Source organism: Flavobacterium sp. 38 (assembly GCF_057799715.1).
This window is the reverse complement of the sequence record NZ_JBYNWZ010000001.1, coordinates 1,087,375-1,109,726: the sequence shown is the minus strand read 5'-3', so window position 1 is coordinate 1,109,726 and position 22,352 is coordinate 1,087,375. Positions and strand designations below refer to the sequence as shown.

22 protein-coding genes are annotated in these 22,352 nt (G+C 33.5%); 16 read left to right on the top strand and 6 right to left on the bottom strand.

The genetic code is table 11. The annotated features are described in order from the left end of the window. Positions 1–28: 28 nt before the first annotated feature. Complete coding sequence (locus tag AC3E9W_RS04820) at positions 29–880, top strand: thymidylate synthase (protein WP_488767207.1); 852 nt, start codon at positions 29–31, stop codon at positions 878–880. Between the two features lie 36 nt (positions 881–916). On the opposite strand, the gene AC3E9W_RS04815 is transcribed toward AC3E9W_RS04820, so the two are convergent. Continuing rightward, positions 917–1,213, bottom strand: a complete 297-nt coding sequence (locus AC3E9W_RS04815; protein ID WP_456890877.1) for an isoamylase early set domain-containing protein — start codon at positions 1,211–1,213, stop codon at positions 917–919. 239 nt (positions 1,214–1,452) lie between these two features. On the opposite strand from AC3E9W_RS04815, the gene AC3E9W_RS04810 reads away from it, so the two are divergent. The 4 genes from AC3E9W_RS04810 to porT all read left to right on the top strand — a co-directional run bounded on the left by AC3E9W_RS04810 (position 1,453) and on the right by porT (position 4,320). Next, positions 1,453–1,797, top strand: a complete 345-nt coding sequence (locus tag AC3E9W_RS04810) for a 2TM domain-containing protein (protein WP_306155789.1) — start codon at positions 1,453–1,455, stop codon at positions 1,795–1,797. 10 nt (positions 1,798–1,807) lie between these two features. Then, complete coding sequence (locus tag AC3E9W_RS04805) at positions 1,808–2,290, top strand: dihydrofolate reductase (protein WP_456890879.1); 483 nt, start codon at positions 1,808–1,810, stop codon at positions 2,288–2,290. 580 nt (positions 2,291–2,870) lie between these two features. After that, positions 2,871–3,602 (top strand): bifunctional demethylmenaquinone methyltransferase/2-methoxy-6-polyprenyl-1,4-benzoquinol methylase UbiE, encoded by a 732-nt coding sequence (gene ubiE, locus AC3E9W_RS04800; RefSeq protein ID WP_456890881.1) that lies wholly within the window; start codon positions 2,871–2,873, stop codon positions 3,600–3,602. A 1-nt stretch (position 3,603) separates the two neighbouring features. Then, entirely contained in the window at positions 3,604–4,320 is a 717-nt protein-coding gene (porT, locus tag AC3E9W_RS04795) for a type IX secretion/gliding motility protein PorT/SprT (RefSeq protein ID WP_306155786.1), read from the top strand. A gap of 9 nt (positions 4,321–4,329) precedes the next feature. Here porT and AC3E9W_RS04790 read toward each other — a convergent pair whose 3' ends face one another. Next, complete coding sequence (locus AC3E9W_RS04790) at positions 4,330–5,058, bottom strand: RNA methyltransferase (protein WP_488767206.1); 729 nt, start codon at positions 5,056–5,058, stop codon at positions 4,330–4,332. A gap of 37 nt (positions 5,059–5,095) precedes the next feature. Between AC3E9W_RS04790 and tamL the strand changes: the two genes are divergently transcribed. The 5 genes from tamL (at position 5,096) to AC3E9W_RS04765 (ending at position 11,211) form a co-directional block, all read left to right on the top strand. Further along, the gene (gene tamL, locus AC3E9W_RS04785) at positions 5,096–7,669 is read left to right on the top strand and encodes a translocation and assembly module lipoprotein TamL (RefSeq protein WP_488767205.1); all 2,574 of its coding nucleotides are present in this window, start codon (positions 5,096–5,098) and stop codon (positions 7,667–7,669) included. Between the two features lie 60 nt (positions 7,670–7,729). Then, on the top strand, positions 7,730–8,797 hold the full coding sequence (fbaA, locus tag AC3E9W_RS04780) for a class II fructose-bisphosphate aldolase (RefSeq protein ID WP_229354528.1): 1,068 nt from the start codon (positions 7,730–7,732) through the stop codon (positions 8,795–8,797). Positions 8,798–8,901: 104 nt separating this feature from the next. Continuing rightward, positions 8,902–9,756 (top strand): acetyl-CoA carboxylase, carboxyltransferase subunit beta, encoded by an 855-nt coding sequence (gene accD / locus AC3E9W_RS04775; protein WP_488767204.1) that lies wholly within the window; start codon positions 8,902–8,904, stop codon positions 9,754–9,756. Between the two features lie 187 nt (positions 9,757–9,943). Further along, positions 9,944–10,531: a hypothetical protein gene (locus tag AC3E9W_RS04770; protein ID WP_488767203.1), complete on the top strand. Its 588-nt coding sequence runs from the start codon at positions 9,944–9,946 to the stop codon at positions 10,529–10,531. 65 nt (positions 10,532–10,596) lie between these two features. Next, on the top strand, positions 10,597–11,211 hold the full coding sequence (locus tag AC3E9W_RS04765) for a hypothetical protein (RefSeq protein ID WP_488767202.1): 615 nt from the start codon (positions 10,597–10,599) through the stop codon (positions 11,209–11,211). Positions 11,212–11,307: 96 nt separating this feature from the next. Here the strand turns inward: AC3E9W_RS04765 and AC3E9W_RS04760 are convergent, their stop codons facing one another. Next, positions 11,308–12,195 (bottom strand): cupin-like domain-containing protein, encoded by an 888-nt coding sequence (locus AC3E9W_RS04760; RefSeq protein WP_488767201.1) that lies wholly within the window; start codon positions 12,193–12,195, stop codon positions 11,308–11,310. Between the two features lie 89 nt (positions 12,196–12,284). Beyond that, positions 12,285–13,532, bottom strand: a complete 1,248-nt coding sequence (locus AC3E9W_RS04755) for an ABC transporter permease (protein ID WP_488767200.1) — start codon at positions 13,530–13,532, stop codon at positions 12,285–12,287. Between the two features lie 164 nt (positions 13,533–13,696). Between AC3E9W_RS04755 and purH the strand changes: the two genes are divergently transcribed. From purH to rodA, 6 genes are all read left to right on the top strand, one after another. Further along, positions 13,697–15,223, top strand: coding sequence for a bifunctional phosphoribosylaminoimidazolecarboxamide formyltransferase/IMP cyclohydrolase (gene purH / locus AC3E9W_RS04750; RefSeq protein ID WP_306155781.1), 1,527 nt, complete (start codon positions 13,697–13,699; stop codon positions 15,221–15,223). 56 nt (positions 15,224–15,279) lie between these two features. After that, positions 15,280–16,308, top strand: a complete 1,029-nt coding sequence (locus tag AC3E9W_RS04745) for a rod shape-determining protein (protein ID WP_008466528.1) — start codon at positions 15,280–15,282, stop codon at positions 16,306–16,308. A gap of 112 nt (positions 16,309–16,420) precedes the next feature. Then, the gene (gene mreC, locus AC3E9W_RS04740) at positions 16,421–17,251 is read left to right on the top strand and encodes a rod shape-determining protein MreC (RefSeq protein ID WP_125723314.1); all 831 of its coding nucleotides are present in this window, start codon (positions 16,421–16,423) and stop codon (positions 17,249–17,251) included. Further along, on the top strand, positions 17,244–17,750 hold the full coding sequence (locus AC3E9W_RS04735; RefSeq protein WP_125723313.1) for a rod shape-determining protein MreD: 507 nt from the start codon (positions 17,244–17,246) through the stop codon (positions 17,748–17,750). Before mreC ends, AC3E9W_RS04735 begins: the two co-directional genes overlap by 8 nt. Further along, on the top strand, positions 17,747–19,717 hold the full coding sequence (gene mrdA, locus AC3E9W_RS04730) for a penicillin-binding protein 2 (RefSeq protein ID WP_488767199.1): 1,971 nt from the start codon (positions 17,747–17,749) through the stop codon (positions 19,715–19,717). Before AC3E9W_RS04735 ends, mrdA begins: the two co-directional genes overlap by 4 nt. An 18-nt stretch (positions 19,718–19,735) precedes the next feature. Next, a complete protein-coding gene (rodA, locus tag AC3E9W_RS04725) occupies positions 19,736–20,971 on the top strand; it encodes a rod shape-determining protein RodA (RefSeq protein ID WP_306155779.1) in 1,236 nt (411 codons plus the stop codon). A 206-nt stretch (positions 20,972–21,177) separates the two neighbouring features. On the opposite strand, the gene AC3E9W_RS04720 is transcribed toward rodA, so the two are convergent. After that, a complete protein-coding gene (locus AC3E9W_RS04720) occupies positions 21,178–21,858 on the bottom strand; it encodes a DedA family protein (RefSeq protein ID WP_306155778.1) in 681 nt (226 codons plus the stop codon). A gap of 133 nt (positions 21,859–21,991) precedes the next feature. Then, on the bottom strand, positions 21,992–22,333 hold the full coding sequence (locus AC3E9W_RS04715) for a heavy-metal-associated domain-containing protein (RefSeq protein ID WP_306155777.1): 342 nt from the start codon (positions 22,331–22,333) through the stop codon (positions 21,992–21,994). Positions 22,334–22,352: the final 19 nt, after the last annotated feature.

Genomic DNA, 22,352 nt, shown 5'->3' with positions numbered 1-22,352 from the left:
TTAAACGAATAATCGAATAAACAAACAAATGAAACAATACTTAGATTTAGTAAAACACGTTTTAGAAAACGGCAATCAAAAAGGAGACCGAACAGGAACTGGAACAAAAAGTGTTTTTGGCTACCAAATGCGTTTTGATTTAAGTGAAGGTTTCCCAATGGTTACAACAAAAAAACTTCATTTAAAATCCATCATTTACGAATTGCTTTGGTTTTTAAAAGGAGATACCAATATTAAATATCTTCAGGAAAACGGAGTAAAAATATGGGATGAATGGGCAGATTCTAATGGAGATTTAGGACCTGTTTACGGACATCAATGGCGTAACTGGAACAGCGAAGAAATCGATCAGATTTCTGAATTAATTACAGAATTGAAAACAAACCCAAACAGCAGAAGAATGCTAGTTTCGGCTTGGAATCCTTCCGTTCTGCCAGATACCAAAAAGTCTTTTGAGGAAAATGTTGCCAATAACAAAGCTGCATTGCCTCCATGCCATGCCTTTTTTCAGTTTTATGTAGCAAGTCCAGACCTAGAAAAAGGCGAAACAAAAGGAAAACTTTCTTGTCAATTGTATCAGCGAAGCGCCGATATATTTTTGGGAGTTCCTTTTAACATTGCTTCTTATGCATTGCTAACGATGATGATTGCCCAAGTATGCGATTTAGAGCCAGGCGAATTTATTCACACTTTTGGCGACGCGCATATCTACAACAATCATTTTGAGCAATTAGAGCTGCAACTTACGAGAGAACCAAAACCATTACCAAAAATGATTTTGAATCCAGAGATTAAAAACATTTTTGATTTTGATTATGGTGATTTCACACTTGTTGACTACGATCCGCATCCTGCTATAAAAGGAAGTGTCGCTGTATAAAAACAAAAAATCCGCTTTAAATTAAAGCGGATTTTCTTATACAATTAAAACACTGTTTTCACTTCCAGCAAAATCATTCCATTTATAAGAATCGGCCTCTGGGTCATTTACATAATTCCCGTCAACCAGATACTTAAATTCGTATATAGCATCTTTAACTAAGTCATAAGTTGCTTTAAACGTTCCATTTTTCAATTTACTCAAAGCGCCTTCTTCGGCATTCCAATTATTGAAATCTCCAACAACAGCAGCCGAATCTGCATCTTTAGCATCTATTGAAAACGTAACTTTACATACAGGCTTCGTTTTCACAAATTGTTTCTTTAAAGACATAACTATTTCGTTTTTAGATTTATACATCTAAAATTAATTAAATTCAGCGAAACACCAGTTACTACCTGAACCGATTTATGATAATTCCAAAAACAGCATGTCATTTTCGCTTTATCTATAATTTAAAGCTGTTAAAATTTTGTTTTTCAAATTCTTATAACATTTAAAAGGAAATATTCCACATCCAAAATAGTGACTTTCGAAAATAAATTTTAACTTTATGATCTGATTTTTATCTTATGGAAAAAGAAGCACACGAACAGTACGAATACGCTAGACGCCGCTTAAGACAAAAAAAGGTCTTATATTTTCACTTTGTTCTTTTCCTGTTAGGAAGTTTATTTTTATTTGTTGCCAATAGATTTTTTGGTTTCGGAGAAGGCACAACTCAAAATTGGTGCATCTGGGGTATTACAATCTGGCTTTTCCTTTTTATTCTGCACTTTATAAAAGTGTACATAACCGACCGTTTTATGAATAAAAAATGGGAAAGAGAACAAATTGACAGACTTGTTGCTTTACAGCAAAAAAGAATTAGTCAGCTTGAATCTTCTATTAATGAAGAGAATGAAAATAAAATTTAGTTAGCATACCATGATTATAATGATAGCGGCAGCAGCCGAAAATAATGCGCTTGGAAAAAACAACGAATTAGTATGGCATTTGCCAAATGATTTTAAAAGATTTAAATCGCTTACTACTGGCCATCATATTATTATGGGAAGAAAAACTTTTGAAAGTTTCCCTAAACCATTACCAGATCGTGTTCACATTGTCATTTCGCGACAAGAAAATTACAAACCAGAAGGGTGCATTGTAGTAGACAGTATTGAAAAAGCAATTGCAATTTGTCCTGAAAACGATGACAGCTACATTATAGGCGGCGGAGAAATTTACAATCTTGGCCTTCCATTTACCGATATTATCGAATTGACAAAAGTGCATCATTCTTTTGATGCTGATGCTTTTTTTCCTAAAATCAATAAAAGCGAATGGGTTTTAGTGGAATCTGAAGAAAATTTTAAAGACGAAAAGCATCTTTACGATTACACTTACGAAACTTACATTAGAAAATAAATAAAAAACATCCTCTTTTTAGGGAGGATGTTTTTAAAACAACTGAACTGAAGCCTAACTCGCTCAAGAAAAAATTTTTGTTAAAAATCACAAATGTTAAGAACACCTGTAAAAACTGAATAACATTTAATGTTATTTGAGACCTAAATCTCAAAAACGCCTTTAATAACAAATACCACTAAGATATTAAAGGCAGAAAATTAAAATTTCCAAAAACAAATTTAATCCTAAGAACGTACTTTGCACTTAAATATAGTATTTCCCCCCAAGAACAATACTTTACAAAATTTCTTCAAGAACAAATGATTTACCAGCGCAAAAAAAGTAATCATTTGTTTAAGTCATAGCGACATTGTCAATCATTAAAACTTTAATCATTTTTACTTTAGCAAAGTTGCTCATAATACAATCATTAGACAATACCAAGATTTAGGGATTTTGACAAAATACCTAGATTTAGGGATGGCCGAAATACCTTTATATCGTGTTTTAAAACAAACACTGCAAAACATTTATTTGACAAATTAAAAAACTCAATTACAGTTAATCTAGATTGTTTATATTTGCCTAAATAAAAAAAATGTCTGAAAAAGTAACTCCGTATAAAGACTCTTCACTAGGTAAAAAAGAGCAAGTAACCCAAATGTTTGACACCATTTCTGGGAATTACGATAATTTGAATCGCGTAATTTCTTTTGGTATTGACGTTAAATGGCGTAAAAAAGTATTAAAGATAGTATCAGACAAAAAACCAAAAGTTATTTTGGATATTGCAACAGGAACTGGCGACTTAGCCATTTTGATGGCGCAGACTAATGCTGAAAAAATTATTGGTTTGGACATTTCTGCTGGAATGCTGGAAGTGGGAAAAAAGAAAGTAGAAGAGAAAAAACTTTCTAATGTTATCGAGCTTGTTTTAGGCGATTCTGAAAACATGCCATTTGAAGACAATCATTTTGATGCGATTACAGTAGGTTTTGGGGTAAGAAATTTTGAAAATCTAGAAAAAGGTTTTGCAGAAATCTTACGAGTTCTAAAACCAAATGGAGTGTTTGTTATACTAGAAACTTCTGTTCCTGATAAATTTCCTTATAAACAAGGTTACAATTTTTACAGCAAAAACATCCTTCCGTTAATCGGAAAATTATTTTCTAAAGATAATGATGCCTATGGTTATTTATCTGAATCGGCTGCTGCTTTTCCTTATGGTGAAGCCTTAAACAATATTTTGAGAAAAACTGGGTTTATAGATGTTGTGGCAATGCCCCAAACTTTTGGTGTCGCAACAATTTATTCTGCATCTAAAAAATAGTATGAAAAAAGTTGTAATCTTATTTTTACTGGTCTTAACGACAAAAGGACATTCTCAATTTGCTAAAAACATGTTTAGCAAAGACCCAATTATTAACCTAGAAAACTGGCAGAAACAGCGCGTTTACTTTGGTTATTATTTAGGATTTAATAGTTTTGACTTTAAATTTGATTACAAAAATCCTGTACAGGAAGATATTCAGGTTAAAAAAACTACTGGTTTTAATGTTGGTGTTGTAGCCGATTTAAGACTTCAAGAATACATCAATCTTCGTTTTGAGCCAGGTTTGTATTATACGAAACGTGATTTATATTTTCCTGGCGTAGGGACTTCAGAAAGCGACTATTTAAGAGAAGTAAACAGCACTTATATTCATTTTCCTTTATTGGTGAAATTTTCAGCTTTAAGAACTGGAAATGTCCGCCCTTATTTAGTTGGAGGAATGTCTACCACTTTAAACCTATCTAGTAATTCTAAATCTTCAGATGACAACTTTGAAGGAAAATTTAGAGTAAAACAATGGACAGCTGCCTATGAAGTAGGTTTTGGAATTGACTTCTTTACAGAATATTTCATCTTCTCTCCTTCTGTAAGAGGAATGTTTGGAATTACAGATGAATTAATTCGCGATAAGCCAATAAACGGGCCAAGTCCGTGGACAGATAATATCGATTCGATGAAATCTAGAGCGATTTTGATAAATTTCACTTTCCACTAAAACAAAATATCAACTATTTCGTTTAAATTCACTAAGAATAATTGCTGTTGCAGTAGCTACATTTAAACTTTCGGTTTTTTGCAGCTCACCAAATCTAGGAATTGTTAGACGATCGGTTACTATTTTTTCAATTTCTTCTGAAATACCATTGGCTTCATTACCCATAATAATGATTCCCTCTTGAGGTAATTTCGATTGATAAATATTTTCCCCATCCATAAAAGTTCCAAAAACAGGCAGTTTAGTTTGAGCAAGATAGATTTTTAAATCAACATAACTTACATTTACTCTGGTGATAGAACCCATTGTAGCTTGTACCACTTTCGGATTATAAATATCTACTGTTTCTTTAGAACAGACAATCTGCTTAATACCAAACCAATCGCAAAGACGCAAAATGGTTCCTAAATTCCCGGGATCTCTAATATCGTCTAACGCTAAAATTAAACCCGAATCGATTATTTTCTTTTCGGCTGGAATTTTAAAAACTGCCAGACAAGAATTTGGAGTCGACAAAGCACTTATTTTTTTCAGTTCTTGATCATTAATAAGCGTTCGTTTTGAAGCATCAACTGCTTCAAAATCATTTAATGTTGTGTATAAATGTTCTAATTCAAAATTGGATTGCAGCAATTCTTGAATTACTTTTACTCCTTCAGCAAAAAATAATTGATTAGCAAAACGCTGCTTTTTTTGATGTAAACCTGAGATAAGCTTTATTTGGTTTTTACTAACCATAAAATAATGTACTTTTGAATTAAATATTAAAAAACACTTGAAAAATAATTCCACAAAAATAATAGCATTTCTTCTAATTGCAATATTAATTTGCGCTTGTAATGCCGTAAAAAGAGTTCCCGATGGAAAAAACCTTCTTGTAAAAAATAATATTTTGGTTAACGGAAAATCAACAAACGATGAAACGGCTTCTAACCAAATGTACCAAAAACCAAATGGTAAATTATTAGGTTACAAACTTCGATTAAATTTATACAATTTAGCCAATTTAAATCCAGATTCTACTTATCAGGCAAAATTTAAAAACAATCCTGGAAAGTATGAGCGTATGTCTAAAATATTTTCTGCAAAGCAAGTAGATCGTTTGGGACAGTCTTTTTATTATAAAGGGATTCATGAATTTCTAAAAAACACTGGTGAACCGCCTGTTATAATTGATACTTCAAAGACTAAAAAATCATTATTACGCTTAAAATACTATTATTTCAATAATGGCTTTTTTAATGTTCAAACAGATTATACTATTGATACGGTAGGAAAAAAGAGAGCCGCAATTAATTATAATATTACTACAGGACCAGCTTATAAACTGGATACCATCAGAACCAAAATAATGACTCCGGCATTAGACTCATTATATCAAACTAATAACGATCCTTCTTTATTAAAATCTGGAAATCAATATAAAACTTCAGATTTTGAAGAAGAAAAAAACCGTATTACAACCTATTTCAGAAATCATGGGGCTTACTATTTTCAGCCTACGTATGTAACTTTTGACATTGACACTATCGGTAAAAAAGCCAAAGCAGATGTTACTTTAATTATTAATAATAATAGCATTCAAGAAAGAGATTCTAGTCGTACAGAGCCATTCAAATTATATAAGATTAGTGATGTAAATATTTACACTGATTATTCTGCTGCGAATGCTAAGAAAAAACCAACAGACAGTGTAACGTACAACAACTTTAATTTATATAGCTACAAGACCTTAAAATATAGACCACGCGCTATTACAGATGCTATTTTCATTACAAAAGGAAGCACTTTTGCGGACTTTAGAACTACTCTATCTTCTCGATATTTAAATAATTTAAGGATTTTTAATTATCCTTCTATTCAATATGAAGTTGACAAAAGAGATTCTACAGCACAATCTCTTATTGCGAATGTTTATCTAACCCCAAGAAAAAAATACAGCTTTGGGGCCACTCTTGACGTAACGCATTCTAATATTCAGGATTTCGGAATTGGAGCCAGTGTTTCTGAGACTATTCGAAATGTGTTTAACCGTGCAGAAACTTTAGAAATTTCGGCTCGTTTAAACGTGGGTTCATCCAGAGATATGGCCAATCCGAACGATAATTTCTTTAACGTTTCTGAATATGGTTTAGATTTAAAACTGAATTTCCCGAGAATTTTACTGCCGTTTGGAACAGAAAAAATCATTCCCAAGAGTATGATCCCGTACACTTCTGTGTCGTCTGGTTTTTCTAAACAGCGAAATATTGGTCTAGACAAAGAAAACTTCACAGGAGGTATTTCATACAACTGGACTCCAAAACGTCATAACACGGCAAAACTGGAATTGTTAAACGCACAGTTTGTCCGTAACTTAAATCCAGATAATTATTTTAGAGTTTACACTTCTTCTTATGATGATTTGAATGGAATTGGAAAAGATTACAATGTTGATCCTCTAAACTGGGGAGATACAGTAGAACAACAAAATAATAAAGACTTAACAATACCAAAAGGAACAACGGGATTTACGAGAGAAGTATTGACTGGACAAACAGCGTTAACTCCTGCAGATTCCCAATACCAAGAAGTGGAAAGCATCGAAGAAAGAAGAGTCCGTCTGACTGAAAATGATTTCATTCTGGCGACAAGCTATTCTTTTACGAAAACAACAAAAAAGGATTTGGCTGATAATAATTTCTATCAATTTAGAACAAAAATAGAGTCAGCAGGAACCTTGCTGTCTGCAGTTTCTGAGATTGGAAATCTTCCAAAGAATGCAAGAGGAAACTATGAGATCTTCAATTTAGAATATTCAGAATATATTAAAACTGAATTTGACTATATCAAACACTGGGATTTTGGAAAAGAAAAAGTATTAGCGGTTAGAAGCTTCTTCGGAATTGCGATTCCGTTTGGAAATTCAAACTATATTCCGTTTTCTCGAAGTTATTATGGAGGAGGTTCCAATGACAACCGTGCTTGGCAACCTTATGCTTTGGGACCGGGAAGTACGAATGCTGTAAATGACTTTAATGAGGCCAATATGAAAATTGCCGCTAGTATCGAATATCGATTTAAAATTTTTGGCGATGTTAAAGGTGCGCTCTTTGCAGATGCTGGAAATATCTGGAATGTGCTCGATAATGTCATAGATCCGAAGGCAAGATTTGACAACTTAAACGATTTAGAAGAAATTGCTGTGGGTACCGGATTCGGTTTAAGATACGATTTGAGCTTTTTTGTGATTCGTTTAGATTTAGGCTTTAAGACTTATAATCCGGCGCATGAGAAGGGAGACCGATGGTTTAAAGAATACAATTTTGGACACTCGGTTTTAAATTTTGGTATAAATTATCCGTTCTAATGCTAATTAATTCTTATTTTTGCAACCTAAAAACTAAAAACAACTATAAAAAAAAGTACAATGGCACACAACATTAAACCAGGAGTAGCTACAGGAGATCAAGTTCAAGAGATCTTTAATTATGCGAAAGAGAAGGGTTTTGCTCTTCCAGCAGTAAACGTTACTGGATCTAGCACAATTAACGGAGTTCTTGAAACTGCAGCAAAACTAAACGCGCCAGTTATCATTCAATTTTCTAACGGTGGAGCACAATTCAACGCTGGAAAAGGGTTATCAAATGCAGGTGAAAAAGCAGCTATCGCAGGAGGAATCGCGGGAGCAAAACATATTCATACTTTGGCAGAAGCTTACGGTGCAACTGTAATCTTACACACTGACCACTGTGCAAAAAAACTTTTACCTTGGATTGATGGTTTATTAGATGCTTCTGAAAAACACTTCGCAGAAACAGGAAAACCATTATTCAGTTCTCACATGATCGATTTGTCTGAGGAGCCAATCGAAGAAAACATCGAGATCTGTAAAGAATATTTAGCTAGAATGAGCAAAATGGGCATGACATTGGAAATCGAACTTGGTATTACAGGTGGTGAAGAAGATGGTGTTGACAACTCTGATGTTGACAGCTCAAAATTATATACTCAGCCAGAAGAAGTAGCTTACGCTTACGAAGAACTTTCTAAAGTAAGCCCTAAATTTACAATTGCTGCTGCTTTCGGAAACGTTCATGGTGTTTACAAACCAGGAAACGTAAAATTAACTCCAAAAATCTTAAAAAACTCTCAAGATTTCGTACAAAACAAATTCAACACAGGACACAATCCAGTTGATTTCGTTTTCCACGGTGGTTCAGGTTCTACTCTTGAAGAAATCAGAGAAGGAATTAGCTACGGAGTTATCAAAATGAACATTGATACAGATTTACAATTTGCATACACTGAAGGAATTCGCGATTATATGGTTAAAAATCTTGACTATTTAAAATCACAAATCGGTAACCCAGAAGGTGCTGATGTTCCTAACAAAAAATACTACGACCCAAGAAGATGGGTACGTGAAAGCGAAGTAACTTTCAACGCAAGATTGGAGCAAGCTTTTGCTGACTTAAATAACGTTAACACGTTATAATAAAAGTATTCAGTTTACAGTTTTAAGCGTTCTGTTTTGAATGCTTAAAACTGAATACCACTGAACACTGAAATTTTTATTACTGAACACTGAATACTAAAGAAATGGCTTGGTTTAAAAGACAAGAAAAAGGGATTACGACCGCTACAGAAGATAAGATGGACGTTCCGAAAGGATTGTGGTACAAATCTCCTACTGGAAAAATTATTGATGCTGACGAATTAGCAAGAAATTTATTCGTAAGCCCTGAAGATGATTTTCACGTTCGAATTGGAAGCGCAACCTATTTTGAAATTTTATTCGACAACAACGAATTTGTTGAGTTAGACAAAAACATGACTTCTAAAGACCCTCTGCATTTTGTGGACACAAAAAAATATGCAGATCGTTTGAAAGATGTAATGGAAAAAACTCACCTTAAAGACGCTGTACGTACGGGAGTAGGAAAATCTAAAGGAAGAGAACTTGTAATCTGCTGTATGGATTTTGCTTTTATCGGTGGATCTATGGGAGCAGTAGTGGGAGAAAAAATCTCAAGAGGTATTGATCACGCGATCAAAAACAAATTGCCTTTTGTAATGATTTCTAAATCTGGTGGAGCTCGTATGATGGAAGCTGCTTATTCTTTAATGCAATTGGCAAAAACCTCTGTAAAACTAGCTCAATTAGCTGAAGCTAAATTGCCTTACATCTCTCTTTGTACAGATCCAACAACTGGAGGAACAACTGCATCTTACGCTATGTTAGGAGACATCAACATCTCTGAGCCGGGCGCTTTGATTGGTTTTGCTGGTCCGCGCGTTGTTCGTGATACTACAGGAAAAGATTTACCAGAAGGTTTCCAAACTGCTGAGTTTCTTTTAGAGCACGGTTTCTTAGACTTTATCACGCCTAGAAAAGAATTGAAAGATAAGATCAACTTATATATCGATTTGATTCAAAATAATGATATTCGATAGTTTTAAAACTATTCAAAATAGAAAATCCCAAGAAAAATTGTTTCTTGGGATTTTTTGTTTTTAACCATATAAGTAATGTAAGGTTATTTTAGTTTTTTCTACTGTGGGATTTTCCAAATCTAGAAAACGAAATCACACATAATTTACTTCCTGTTTTTTTATATCTTTATTTTAAATCTGATTCTCTATGGCTAGAATTTTTATTGGCATAATGATTTGTTTGCTTCTTTTGAATTGTGCTAAAAAAGAAGAAAAAGCTGTTACTAAAAACAAACCTTACATAATCTCTTATGAAAATGAAATGCTTCAAAAATATTACGATTCATCAGCAGTACCGCCTCCATCAACAAAAGGATTTTTCTATGGAGAAAGCCAATTATTAATTGACAAAAAAGGCAATCTTTATTTTTATCAGAAAAGATACTTTTTGAATTTTTGCAGTTACGGAAGTGAAAATGATACTCTTCCCCATTTTTTAAATTTAGAACCAAAAGACATTGTTAGAATCCCTCAAAAGAACTTAAATGATTTTCTTTCGGAAAATATTTTGACAAAAGAGAAAAGGAGACAAATTTTAGTAATAGGCTCACAAAGCGATACAATTAAAAATCCTTACTTTTTGGATTTTTTAAAAAGCAACATCATACAAACTTACCATATAAGAAGAACAACACAAGAAGAAGATACTGTTTTAAAATACAAAACTAATAGTGATTACTATTATTCTGATTCTATTAAATGGGATCGAACAAAAATTAAGTTCCCTAGTAAATAACACAAGTAAATTTCAAGAAATTTTTTCGTAGGATTTTTTTATATCCTTATTTTAAATCTGACCCTATGACAAGAATTTTTATTGGTTTTATGTTTTGTTTGCTTCTTTTGAATTGTGCTAAAAAAGAAGAAAAGATTATTATTAAAAACAAACCTTATATTATTTCTCAGGAAAACAACAGACAAATTATAAATGGAGACACCATTCCACCACCACCAATTCCAGGCTTTTTAGTTTATGGAACAAATACTTTTATTATCGATTTTGATTCAACAATGTATTATTTCAAAAGAGGTGACGTTGGACACATTTGTGGAAATTGGGAAAGAGATGATACAATTCCATATTTTATAAACTTACAACCTAAAGACTTAACTCAAATACCAGCTAATTCTATTTCTAGTTTTATAAAATCGAACTACAAAGACCATTATCGAAACATGACTTTTATCTCTTCAAAACTAGACACTTTAAAAACGAAAGTTTATTTTGATTTAGTTAGCGCACTTAAATTATCATCAAAAGAAAGAGATCTTTATTTCATGCGAAGAACAACACAAGAAGAAGATACTGTTTTAAAATACAAGAAAGAAAACCTATCTTATAATTCAAGAAAAATTAAATGGGATAAAAAAAGAATAACATTTCCGTTTGTTAAGCCCGAATTACAAAGTAAATAATATAAGACTTTCCTACGGAACTTTATCAAATGCGGGAAATTCATTTTTCAACGGAATAAATTCCGTTGCTACAAAATGTTTCATTCCTACGGAATTTTAACTCGCTTTCTTCAAATCTCTTTTCAATTCTTTTTCTGCAATTTTATAAGCTAATTTTTCGCGCCAAACAGCATATCGCTTTCTAAAAACCACTTTTATACCGCTATCGACTGCTCCGTGCATAAATAAACTCCATACGCTGGCTATTTTTCGAGATACAGATTGATCCCATGCACGAAGTGTTAGTGAAAAAGAACCATCTATATAACGCATCCAATGCCACATTCCTGTCGGCATGAATAAAGTGTCGCCGTGTTCTAAGAAAACTTCATATCCCTCTACTCCTTTTAAAGCAGGAAATTTTTCAAAATCAGGATTAGCTACATCGTAATCTTCTAAAGCGTAGGTTGTATTTGGAAGACAATACAATCTTTTTTTCCATTTATTATCAAATAAGATAATATGCTTTCTTCCTCCAAAATGGGTATGAAACAAATGCGGCAGATCAATATCGTAATGCAGAAACGTAATAGCCTTAGAACCTCCAAAAAACATTGCAGGCATGCTTTCTATAAAACCTCCCATTAATTCTTTTGGAACTTTTACATCATTAATAAGTTCTGGCCTGTGTTTAAAAAGATTGAAGAAAAAAATACGCAGTTGTGTTGGCTCTCTTTTTATAAGATCTAAGTATTCGCCAAATTTCATACTGGCAATTGAAGCATTAATTACTTTTGACGGATCTGCTTTAGAATTATCGACCAATTTCACCTCAATTTCTCCAGCAATTTCCTTAAAATATTCTGTCGACCATTTCTCCCTTGCAGGCCAGTCATTGGTAAGTCCTTTTATAATTAAGGGCTTCTTTTTGTCTAAATAATTTCTTTTGAAATCTTCTCTAGAAATAGACTCAACAGTATCGACAGATCTAAGGTTAAAGCTCATTTGTTTAATGGTTTAAGTTCTTAACCTATCAAAATTATCTAATTATTCCGACCCAACAAAATTTACAGTAAAATAACACAAAAGCAATATTACATTCCTGTTCGAATTGCTTCAACAGGATCTAAATTTGCCGCCGAAATTGCTGGTAAAATTCCCGAAATTAAGCCAATAAGCGCTGCTAAACCCGTTCCTAAAATGATATTCCCTAAGCTAAGAACAAATTCGAATTCAAGCAATTTAGTTAAGGCAAAAGCAATTCCCCAAACCATTAAAAGACCTATTATTCCTCCAATTACAGAAAGAATTACAGCTTCAAACAAAAATTGGAATAAGATAAATTTATTTTTTGCTCCTAATGATTTTTGAATTCCGATAAGATTGGTTCTTTCTTTCACCGAAACAAACATAATATTGGCAATTCCGAAACCGCCAACCAAAAGAGAAAATCCGCTGATCACCCAACCTACAAAATTCATCTGTCCTAAAATTCCATCAATAAAATCAGTAAATCCAGAAAGCACATTAATAAAGAAATTATCCATTTCTCCCGCTTTCATTCCGCGGATTGCTCGAAGTTTCTGGGCAATTTGCGCTTTGTACGCATCCATATCAACTCCTTTTTCGGGTTTCAAAACAATTACAGGCGTCATTGCATCGCTGTCACCGTACATTCTTCTTAAAAAATTAGCTGGAATATAAACCGAAGTATCGTTACTGTCTCCAAAAAATCCTGCTCCTTGTTTTGCCATTACACCAATAACGGTAAATCGCTGTCCGTAGAGACGGATGTTCTTACCAATCGGGTCACTTGTTCCGAAAAGTCCATCGGCAATATCATAGCCCAAAACAATAACCGCCGTTCCTGAGTTCGATTCTGATTCGTTGTAAAATCTACCTTTATCAAAACTCACACCGTCAATATCGACCATTTCGCTTGACGCAGGAATAATATTGACATCGCTGACTGTTTTAGAATCATACTTTAAACTTTCTCTATTTACAAAAAGCTGATACCCCACTTGATCGGTGTCGTTCATCGAATTTTTAAGCCCGACATACTCATCATATTTTACATTTGGAAACTGTTCTCTCTTCCATTGTGGAATTTCAGACGGCCCAAAGCTGAATTTCATTAAATAAATTGTATTTTTATCTAAACTGCTCAAATCTTTAGTGATTTTTTTATCTAAAGAGTCAACCGCAGCCAAAACAGCGATAATTGAAAAAATACCGATAGTTACGCCTAAAAGCGACAATAAGGTGCGCAATTTATTATTTCGTAAAGCATTGATGGCGAAGCTCAGGCTTTCTTTTAATAATCTTAGATAAACGATCATATTTTTGTATTTTTCAATAAAGTAAAATTCAATAATTTAAATTCAAAAACCTAATAAAAGTTAACTTACTCATCAGTAGATTTTTTTAGCATATTGTTACACTAATTACTTTAAAATAATATATAAAAAAACTACTTTTGCAGTCTGAAAATCATAACTACACAATGAGCACAACTAAAAAAATACAATCGGCATTAATTTCTGTTTTTTCTAAAGATGGATTAGAACCAATTGTTAGAAAATTACACGAACAAAATGTAACACTTTATTCAACTGGAGGAACTGAAGATTTCATCAAAAACCTTGGTATTCCGGTAGTTCCTGTTGAAGATATCACTTCTTTTCCTGAAATTTTAGGCGGAAGAGTAAAAACTTTACATCCAAAAATCTTTGGCGGTATCTTAAATCGCCAAGATAACGAAAGCGATGTTCAGCAAATGAAGGAATTTGATATTCCTCAAATCGATTTAGTAATTGTTGATTTATATCCTTTTGAAAAAACAGTTGCTTCTGGAGCAAGCGAACAAGATATTATTGAAAAAATTGATATCGGTGGTATTTCATTAATTCGTGCTGGTGCAAAAAATTTCAAAGACACTGTAATTGTAGCTTCTGTTAACGAGTACAGCTTACTTTTAGATTTGATTACAGAGCAAGACGGAGCAACAACTTTAGAAAACAGAAGATTGTTTGCTACTAAAGCTTTCCACGTTTCATCTCACTATGATGGAGCTATTTTTAATTATTTCAATACAGATGAGACTATTTACAAAGAAAGCATTGCAAACGGTCAAGTTTTAAGATATGGTGAAAACCCTCACCAAAAAGGATTCTTCTTTGGAGATTTTGATGCAATGTTCCAAAAACTTCACGGAAAAGAATTGTCATACAACAATTTACTAGATGTTGACGCTGCAGTTAATTTAATTGCTGAATTTAAAACTGACGGACCAACGTTCGCCATTTTGAAACACAACAATGCTTGCGGATTGGCTTCTAGAAAAACGATTAGCGAAGCTTATTTAGCAGCTTTAGCTTGCGATCCTACTTCTGCTTTTGGAGGTGTTTTAATTTCAAATGTTAAAATTGATTTAGAGACAGCGCAAGAAATCAACAAATTATTCTGCGAGGTTGTAATCGCTCCAGCTTATGATGATGAAGCAGTTACAGTTTTACAAGAGAAGAAAAATCGTATTATTCTAGTTCAGAATGAAGTAGAATTACCTGCTCGCCAAGTAAGAACTTGTCTTAATGGTTTGTTAATTCAGGACAGAAATAATATTACGGATAATAAAGAGCATTTAAAAACCGTTACAATTACAGAACCTACTGCTCAAGAGATCGAAGATTTGATCTTTGCTTCTAAAATCTGCAAGAATACAAAATCAAACACTATTGTATTTGCTAAAAACGGAACATTGATTTCATCAGGTACAGGTCAGACTTCAAGAGTTGACGCTTTAATTCAAGCTGTTGACAAAGCAAAAGCTTTTGGATTTGATTTAAATGGAGCTTCGATGGCAAGTGATGCATTTTTCCCATTTCCGGATTGTGTAGAATTGGCTAAAAAAGCAGGAATAACTGCTGTAATTCAGCCTGGAGGTTCGATTAAAGACGAATTAAGTATAAATTATTGCAATGAAAATAATCTTGCAATGGTATTTACAGGAACTCGTCATTTTAAACATTAATTTGTTTAACTTTGTTCGATAAATAATTTATAACATTTTAAACCCCTAAAAAACTTATGGGATTTTTTGATTTCATGACCGAGGATATTGCGATAGACCTTGGAACCGCAAACACTTTAATCATTCATAATGATAAAGTTGTCATTGATAGTCCGTCTATCGTTGCACGTGATAGAGTATCAGGCAAAATCATTGCTGTTGGTAAAGAAGCCAACATGATGCAAGGTAAAACACATGAAAACATCAAAACTATAAGGCCTTTGAAAGATGGTGTAATCGCTGATTTTGATGCTTCGGAAAAAATGATCAACATGTTCATTAAAAGTATTCCTGCATTGAAAAAAAGAATGTTTACTCCAGCTTTACGTATGGTTGTTTGTATTCCTTCTGGTATTACTGAAGTGGAGATGAGAGCGGTGAAGGAATCTTGTGAGAGAGTAAACGGAAAAGAAGTTTACTTGATTCATGAGCCAATGGCAGCGGCAATTGGTATTGGTATTGACATTATGCAGCCAAAAGGTAACATGATTGTAGATATCGGAGGTGGTACAACAGAAATCGCGGTTATCGCTTTGGGCGGAATTGTATGTGACAAATCTGTAAAAATTGCAGGTGACGTTTTCACAAATGATATCGTTTATTACATGCGTACACAGCACAACCTTTTTGTTGGAGAAAGTACTGCTGAGAAAATTAAAATTCAAATTGGAGCGGCTATCGAAGATTTAGATGGTCCGCCAGAAGATATGTCAGTTCAAGGTAGAGACTTGCTTACGGGTAAACCAAAACAAGTAGATGTTTCGTACCGTGAAATCGCAAAAGCTTTAGATAAATCAATTCAGCGTATTGAAGATGCAGTAATGGAAACATTATCTCAGACTCCTCCAGAGTTAGCAGCAGATATCTACAACACTGGTATTTATTTAGCTGGTGGTGGATCGATGTTAAGAGGTCTTGACAAACGTATTTCTCAAAAAACAGATTTACCAGTTTATATTGCTGAAGATCCGTTAAGAGCAGTTGTTAGAGGAACAGGGATGGCCCTTAAAAACATTGCTAAATTTAAAAGCATCTTAATCAAATAAGATTTAAAAATAACAATCAATTTACTTTTATAAGGGTCGAATTTTCAATATTTGACCCTTGTAAAAACTGAAACCTTTAAGCATATCCTGAAACAAAATAACCAGACAAGAAATGCAGCAAATATTTAATTTCATTATAAGAAACAGTAATCGATTGCTGTTTTTGCTGCTTTTAGGTATATCGTTAGGACTCACAATTCAATCACATTCCTTTCACAGAAGCAGAGTAATCAGTTCGGCCAATTTTTTAAGCGGTGGTGTTTACGAAAGAATCAATCGTGTAAATGAGTATTTGAATTTAAGAGCAGAAAACGACGAACTTGTACTTGAGAACGCAAGATTAAAAAGTCTTTTATTCAACAAAGAAGACACTACAAAACCGCCTACTCCTGACAGTATTAAAGGTGTAAAACCTTCGGATATTATTGTATCTAAAGTTATTCATAATTCATACAGCACACACGAGAACTATATCACTCTGAACTCTGGAAGCAAAGACGGGGTTAAACAAGACATGGGAGTTATCAATAGTTTAGGAATTGTTGGTGTTATCGACAATACTTCGCCAAACTATTCTACTGTTGTCAGTATTTTGAATATGAAATCGCACATCAATGCGAAAATCAAAAAATCAAATCATTTCGGTTCATTAACATGGAACGGAAAAAGTACTGGATATGTACAGCTGGAAGATGTTCCTAGATTGGCTTCTATCAGAAAAGGAGATACGATTGTTACTGGTGGACAATCTGTAATTTTCCCTGAAGGCATTAATATCGGAACGGTTGATATTGTGTATAAAAAAGAAGGTACAAGTTTTTATGTTATAAAAGTGAAATTGTTTAACGACATGACCAATTTGGGACACGTTTATATTATTAAAAGCAAAGGAAGAGAAGAGCTTATTAATTTAGAAAACAAAAGCAAAGAGAAAGATGAATAGCGCTTTGTTGGTAAATATTTTTCGATTTATTATGTTACTGGCAATTCAGGTTGTTATTTTCAACAACATGAATTTCTTAGGATACATAAGTCCTTTTCCGTATATCTTGTATATCATTTTATATCCTGTAAACAGTAATAAAGCAGGATTAATAATTTCTAGTTTCTTCTTAGGATTAATAATGGATATGTTTTGTAATTCTGGCGGTATACATGCTACTGCCTGCGTTATTTTAGCTTATTACCGACCTTATATTTTTAAATTTTCTTTTGGTTTGAGTTATGAATACCAAACTATTAAACTAAACGAATCTTTAACACCAGAACGATTTTCATTTATACTGGTCTCGGTCTTAATGCATCATATTGTATTATTTGTCTTAGAAGCATTTCAATTCAAATTTATTTGGGACATTTTGCTCCGAACCTTATTTAGCTCTATCTTTACGATAATCACCTCTATTATAATAATATATCTTATTAAGCCCAATAAACGATGAGAAAAGTCTTGCTGCCCACTATAATTATTATTGCAGCATCTTTGCTAGTGATCAGAATCTTTTACCTGCAGATTATTGATGATTCTTTTAAATTAAAATCTGAAAATAATGCGATAAAAAAGGTCTATGACTACCCAGAAAGAGGCTACATCTATGATCGTAACGGAAAACTTCTTGTTGCGAATCAGGCTTCTTATGACATCATGGTTATTCCGAGAGAAGTAAAAAAAGACCTTAATATTGCTGAGTTTTGTTCGCTTTTGAATATTACTCCAGAAGATTACCACAAACGTATCGAAAAAGCAAAAGTTTATAGTCCTAGACTTCCTTCTGTATTTTTGTCTCAATTGAACAAGAATGAATTTGCTGCTTTTCAAGAGAAAATCAGAAAATATGATGGATTCTATTTCCAAAAAAGATCTCTTCGTGATTACGAAGTAGATTATGGCGCCAATATTTTTGGTTCTATTACACAAGTAAACGAAAGCCAAATTGCAAAAAATCCATACTATAATAGTGGAGATTTAATTGGAAGACAAGGTGTAGAAGAAAGTTATGAAGAAATTCTACGCGGTATTAAAGGCGTAAAATACATTCAAAAAGACAAATACAACCGAGAAATAGGCTCATACAAAAGCGGAAAGTATGACACGATCGCTGTTGCTGGAGAAGACATTAACTTAACCATCGATGCCGAACTTCAAAAATATGGCGAAGAATTAATGATTAACAAGCGAGGCGGAATCGTTGCTATTGAACCTAAAACAGGTGAAATCCTTTCATTAATTACCGCTCCTTCTTATGATCCCGGAATTTTAGTAGGACGCCAGAGATCTAAAAATTACACGCTTTTATACAACGATTCTATTGCAAAACCATTATACGACAGAGGACTTTTAGCAGAGTATCCTCCTGGTTCTCCATTTAAAATCTTAACAGGTTTGGTTGCGCTTCAAGAAGGCGTGATAGACGAAGAAAAATTTAGTGTTTCCTGCCATCATGGTTTTAGCTACGCGCGTGGCCGTTTTATGAGATGTCACTGTAGCGGTGGACAATTGCAATTGCATAGAGGAATTTATCAATCTTGTAATACTTATTTTGCTACCGCTTATATGAGAACGATAAACAAATACACTAAGCCAGGCGCTGCTGTAGACATTTGGAGCAATCACGTAAAAAGTTTTGGGTTAGGTCAGTTTATGGGTTATGATTTACCAACAGGTAAACGAGGAAATATACCAACTTCTAAAACTTACAAAAGAATTTACCCTAATGGTGGCTGGAGAAGTACTGCAATTGTATCTAATGCCATTGGACAGGGAGAAGTTTTGATGACGCCAATTCAACTTGCTAATATGATGGCAACAATAGCTAATCAAGGTTATTATTACACGCCTCATATTATTAAAAAAATTGAAGGCGAAAAGATTGATCCTAAGTTTACAACAAAACATGTTACCACAATTGACCAAAAATATTTTACTCCTATCATAAGCGGTCTTTTTGATGTTTATAATCGAGGTACTGCTTACTCGCTTAGAGTAGAAGGGATTGATATTTGCGGTAAAACGGGAACAGCAGAGAACTTTGCCAAAATTAACGGCAAAAGAACACAGCTTAAAGACCACTCTATATTTGTGGCATTTGCTCCAAAAGATAACCCGAAAATTGCGATTGCGGTGATGATCGAAAATGGAGGTTTTGGTGCAACTGTAGCTGGACCGATAGCAAGTTTGATGATTGAAAAATATTTGAGAAAAAAAATCACCAGAACGGATTTAGAAATTAGAGTTTTAAATAAAAGTTTGGCAGCAGAATATGCAAAAGTAGCGCCACCAAACCCAGCAAGTATTATAGAATCTGTTCCAAAAGATTCTGTTTTGAGAGCCAAAATCATTGTTCCGAAACCAGTTGTTCCGAAACCAGAAGCCAAAAAAACAGCAGTAGACACAACAAAGAAAAACTAAGAAAGAAGATTACTTCAAATGAAAAATCAAAGTGTAAAAAATAATATTGATTGGATAAGTGTCTTTATCTACATTGCGCTGGTAACTTTAGGTTGGCTTAATATTTATTCGTCTTCTTTATTGTCAACAGATGGCACTTATCAAAAACAGCTTATCTTTATTTGCTGTACAATTCCTTTGATCTTTGTCGTTCTATTTGTTGACGGTAAATTTTACGAAAAATATGCCAGCATTATATTCGGAGTCTCTTTATTGTCTCTAGCAGGATTATTTCTCTTCGGAAAAACAATTGCTGGACAGCGATGCTGGTATGCCATAGGAAGCTTTACCCTTCAGCCTTCTGAGTTTGCAAAAGCGGCTACGTCTTTGGCTTTGGCTAAATATTTAAGCGATACGCAAATTAACCTAAAAGAAACCAACAGGCAGATTCAGGCTTTAGCCATTATGCTCTTGCCAGTATTATTGATTTTACCACAACCAGACCCTGGAAGTGCTTTAATTTATAGTGCATTCATCCTTGTTTTGTATAGAGAAGGATTGCCTTCTTGGTATGTTTGGACCGCCTTTATAACTATTGTTCTCTTTGTACTTACTTTGGTTTTAGAACCATACGCTGTTATTATAATGGCTTTTGTGGTCTTAGCAATCATACATTTTAAAGGCAGAGCAGTCGATCGAAATATCATTTTGAGCGGTATCTTATTAGTTTTAATCTCAGGATTTGTGTTTTCTGTAGATTATGTATTTGATAACGTTTTTAAACAGCACCACAGAGACCGTTTCAATATTTTACTAGGTAAAACTGTAGACATGAAAGGTATTGGATACAATACCAACCAGTCTGAAATTGCAATTGGATCTGGTGGATGGATCGGAAAAGGTTTCCTAGAAGGAACACAAACCAAAGGAGGATTCGTACCTGAACAGCACACCGATTATATCTTTACAACGGTTGGTGAAGAATGGGGATTTGCCGGCTCTTTTGTTGTTATTTTACTTTTCGTGAGCTTATTGCTTAGAGTAATTTATTTAGCAGAAAGACAAAAAACAAAGTTTAGTCGGGTTTATGGCTATTGTGTCGCCGCAATTCTCTTTATACATTTCTTTGTAAACATTGCGATGGTAATAGGAATTTTTCCAACAATCGGGGTTCCTCTACCCTTCTTTTCATACGGAGGTTCTGGACTCTGGGGATTCACCATTTTGCTGTTTATTTTCCTTAAAATGGATGCCAATAAAGTGAATGAATGGTAGGTTTCTGAGCTACTAAGCTGCTGAGGGACTAAGATTAAGGTTCTGAGGTTATTCCTAGAGCTTCTTTCGTAAAGCTTTGAAGCTGTAAAAGTCAAAAGATATTTACTTAGACAACTCCTCATTTATATTTTAATAATCGATATTATACATAAAAAATCCGAAGCTTTCACTTCGGATTTTTTTTTTATATGAATTGAATTTCTTTTTTAGATATTCTCGCTTGGTCTCTTTTTTAATAATTTCATTAAAACTGGAAAAGTAGAGATGATAATGATAATGATGATAATGTATTCGATATGTTTCTTTAAATCTATCCCTTGTTTTAAGAACACGCCGTATAAATAATGTCCTGCAAAAATTAATATAAATGACCAAAGGAAAGAACTTAAGACATTATAAAACATAAACTTCTTTTTGTCCATCGAAACGATTCCGGCAACAATTGGAGCAAACGTTCTGAAAATTGGCAAGAAGCGCGCGTAAATAATTGCTTTTCCACCGTACTTTTCAAAAAAGTCTTTTGATTGAAGCAGATATTTTTTCTTAAACCAGAATGAATCTTCTTTTTTAAATAAATAATAACCACTTTTTGCACCAAACCAATAACCTGTCATATTTCCTAAAACTCCCATAATAGCAACTGCTGTAGCAAGCAGAAATACATTTAAAAAATCATTTGGGATATAGGCAACATTCTCAATTAAATCACGGCTGTAGATACCTGCTAAGAAAAGCAAACTATCTCCAGGCAGAAAAAAACCTGCAAAAAGTCCTGTTTCAGCAAAAACGATAAACAGAACAATAAACAACCCAATCTGAAAACCTCCGACACTTAAAGTAATATAAAATTCAGGGTTTAATAACTGGGTCCATTCAAAATTATTCATAAAACGAGATTGGTTATCTTTATAGTTTGTGAAAGTAACAATAATTTACTTTAACCACAATAAAATGCGGTATTTTAAACATAAATTAACTATTAAAAAAAGCCCAAACTATTTGTCTGGGCTTCACTTTACACTATTCTCTTACATACTTGCAACAGCTATGCAAGTTGTCATAATCTTCTGTTGTTGCTTTAACTTCCTTAGTATCATGACCAGCCTTAGCAATTGCTTTGTTTAAATCTGACGGAGAACATTTCTCTTCGTTTAAAATAACCGAAAGCTGATGCGAACTCACATCCCAGCTTGCCGTTTTTACTCCCGGCACACCATAAGCTGCTTTTTCAATTCTTTTCTTACACTGTTCGCAGTTTCCGTTTACTTCGGTTGCATATTTTAAATTCTTATTTTTTTTGGTTTGAGCCTGAGCTGAAAAACCTAAAAACATCATCATGGCGATTAAAACTATTTTATTCATTTTGTCTATTATTTATCGT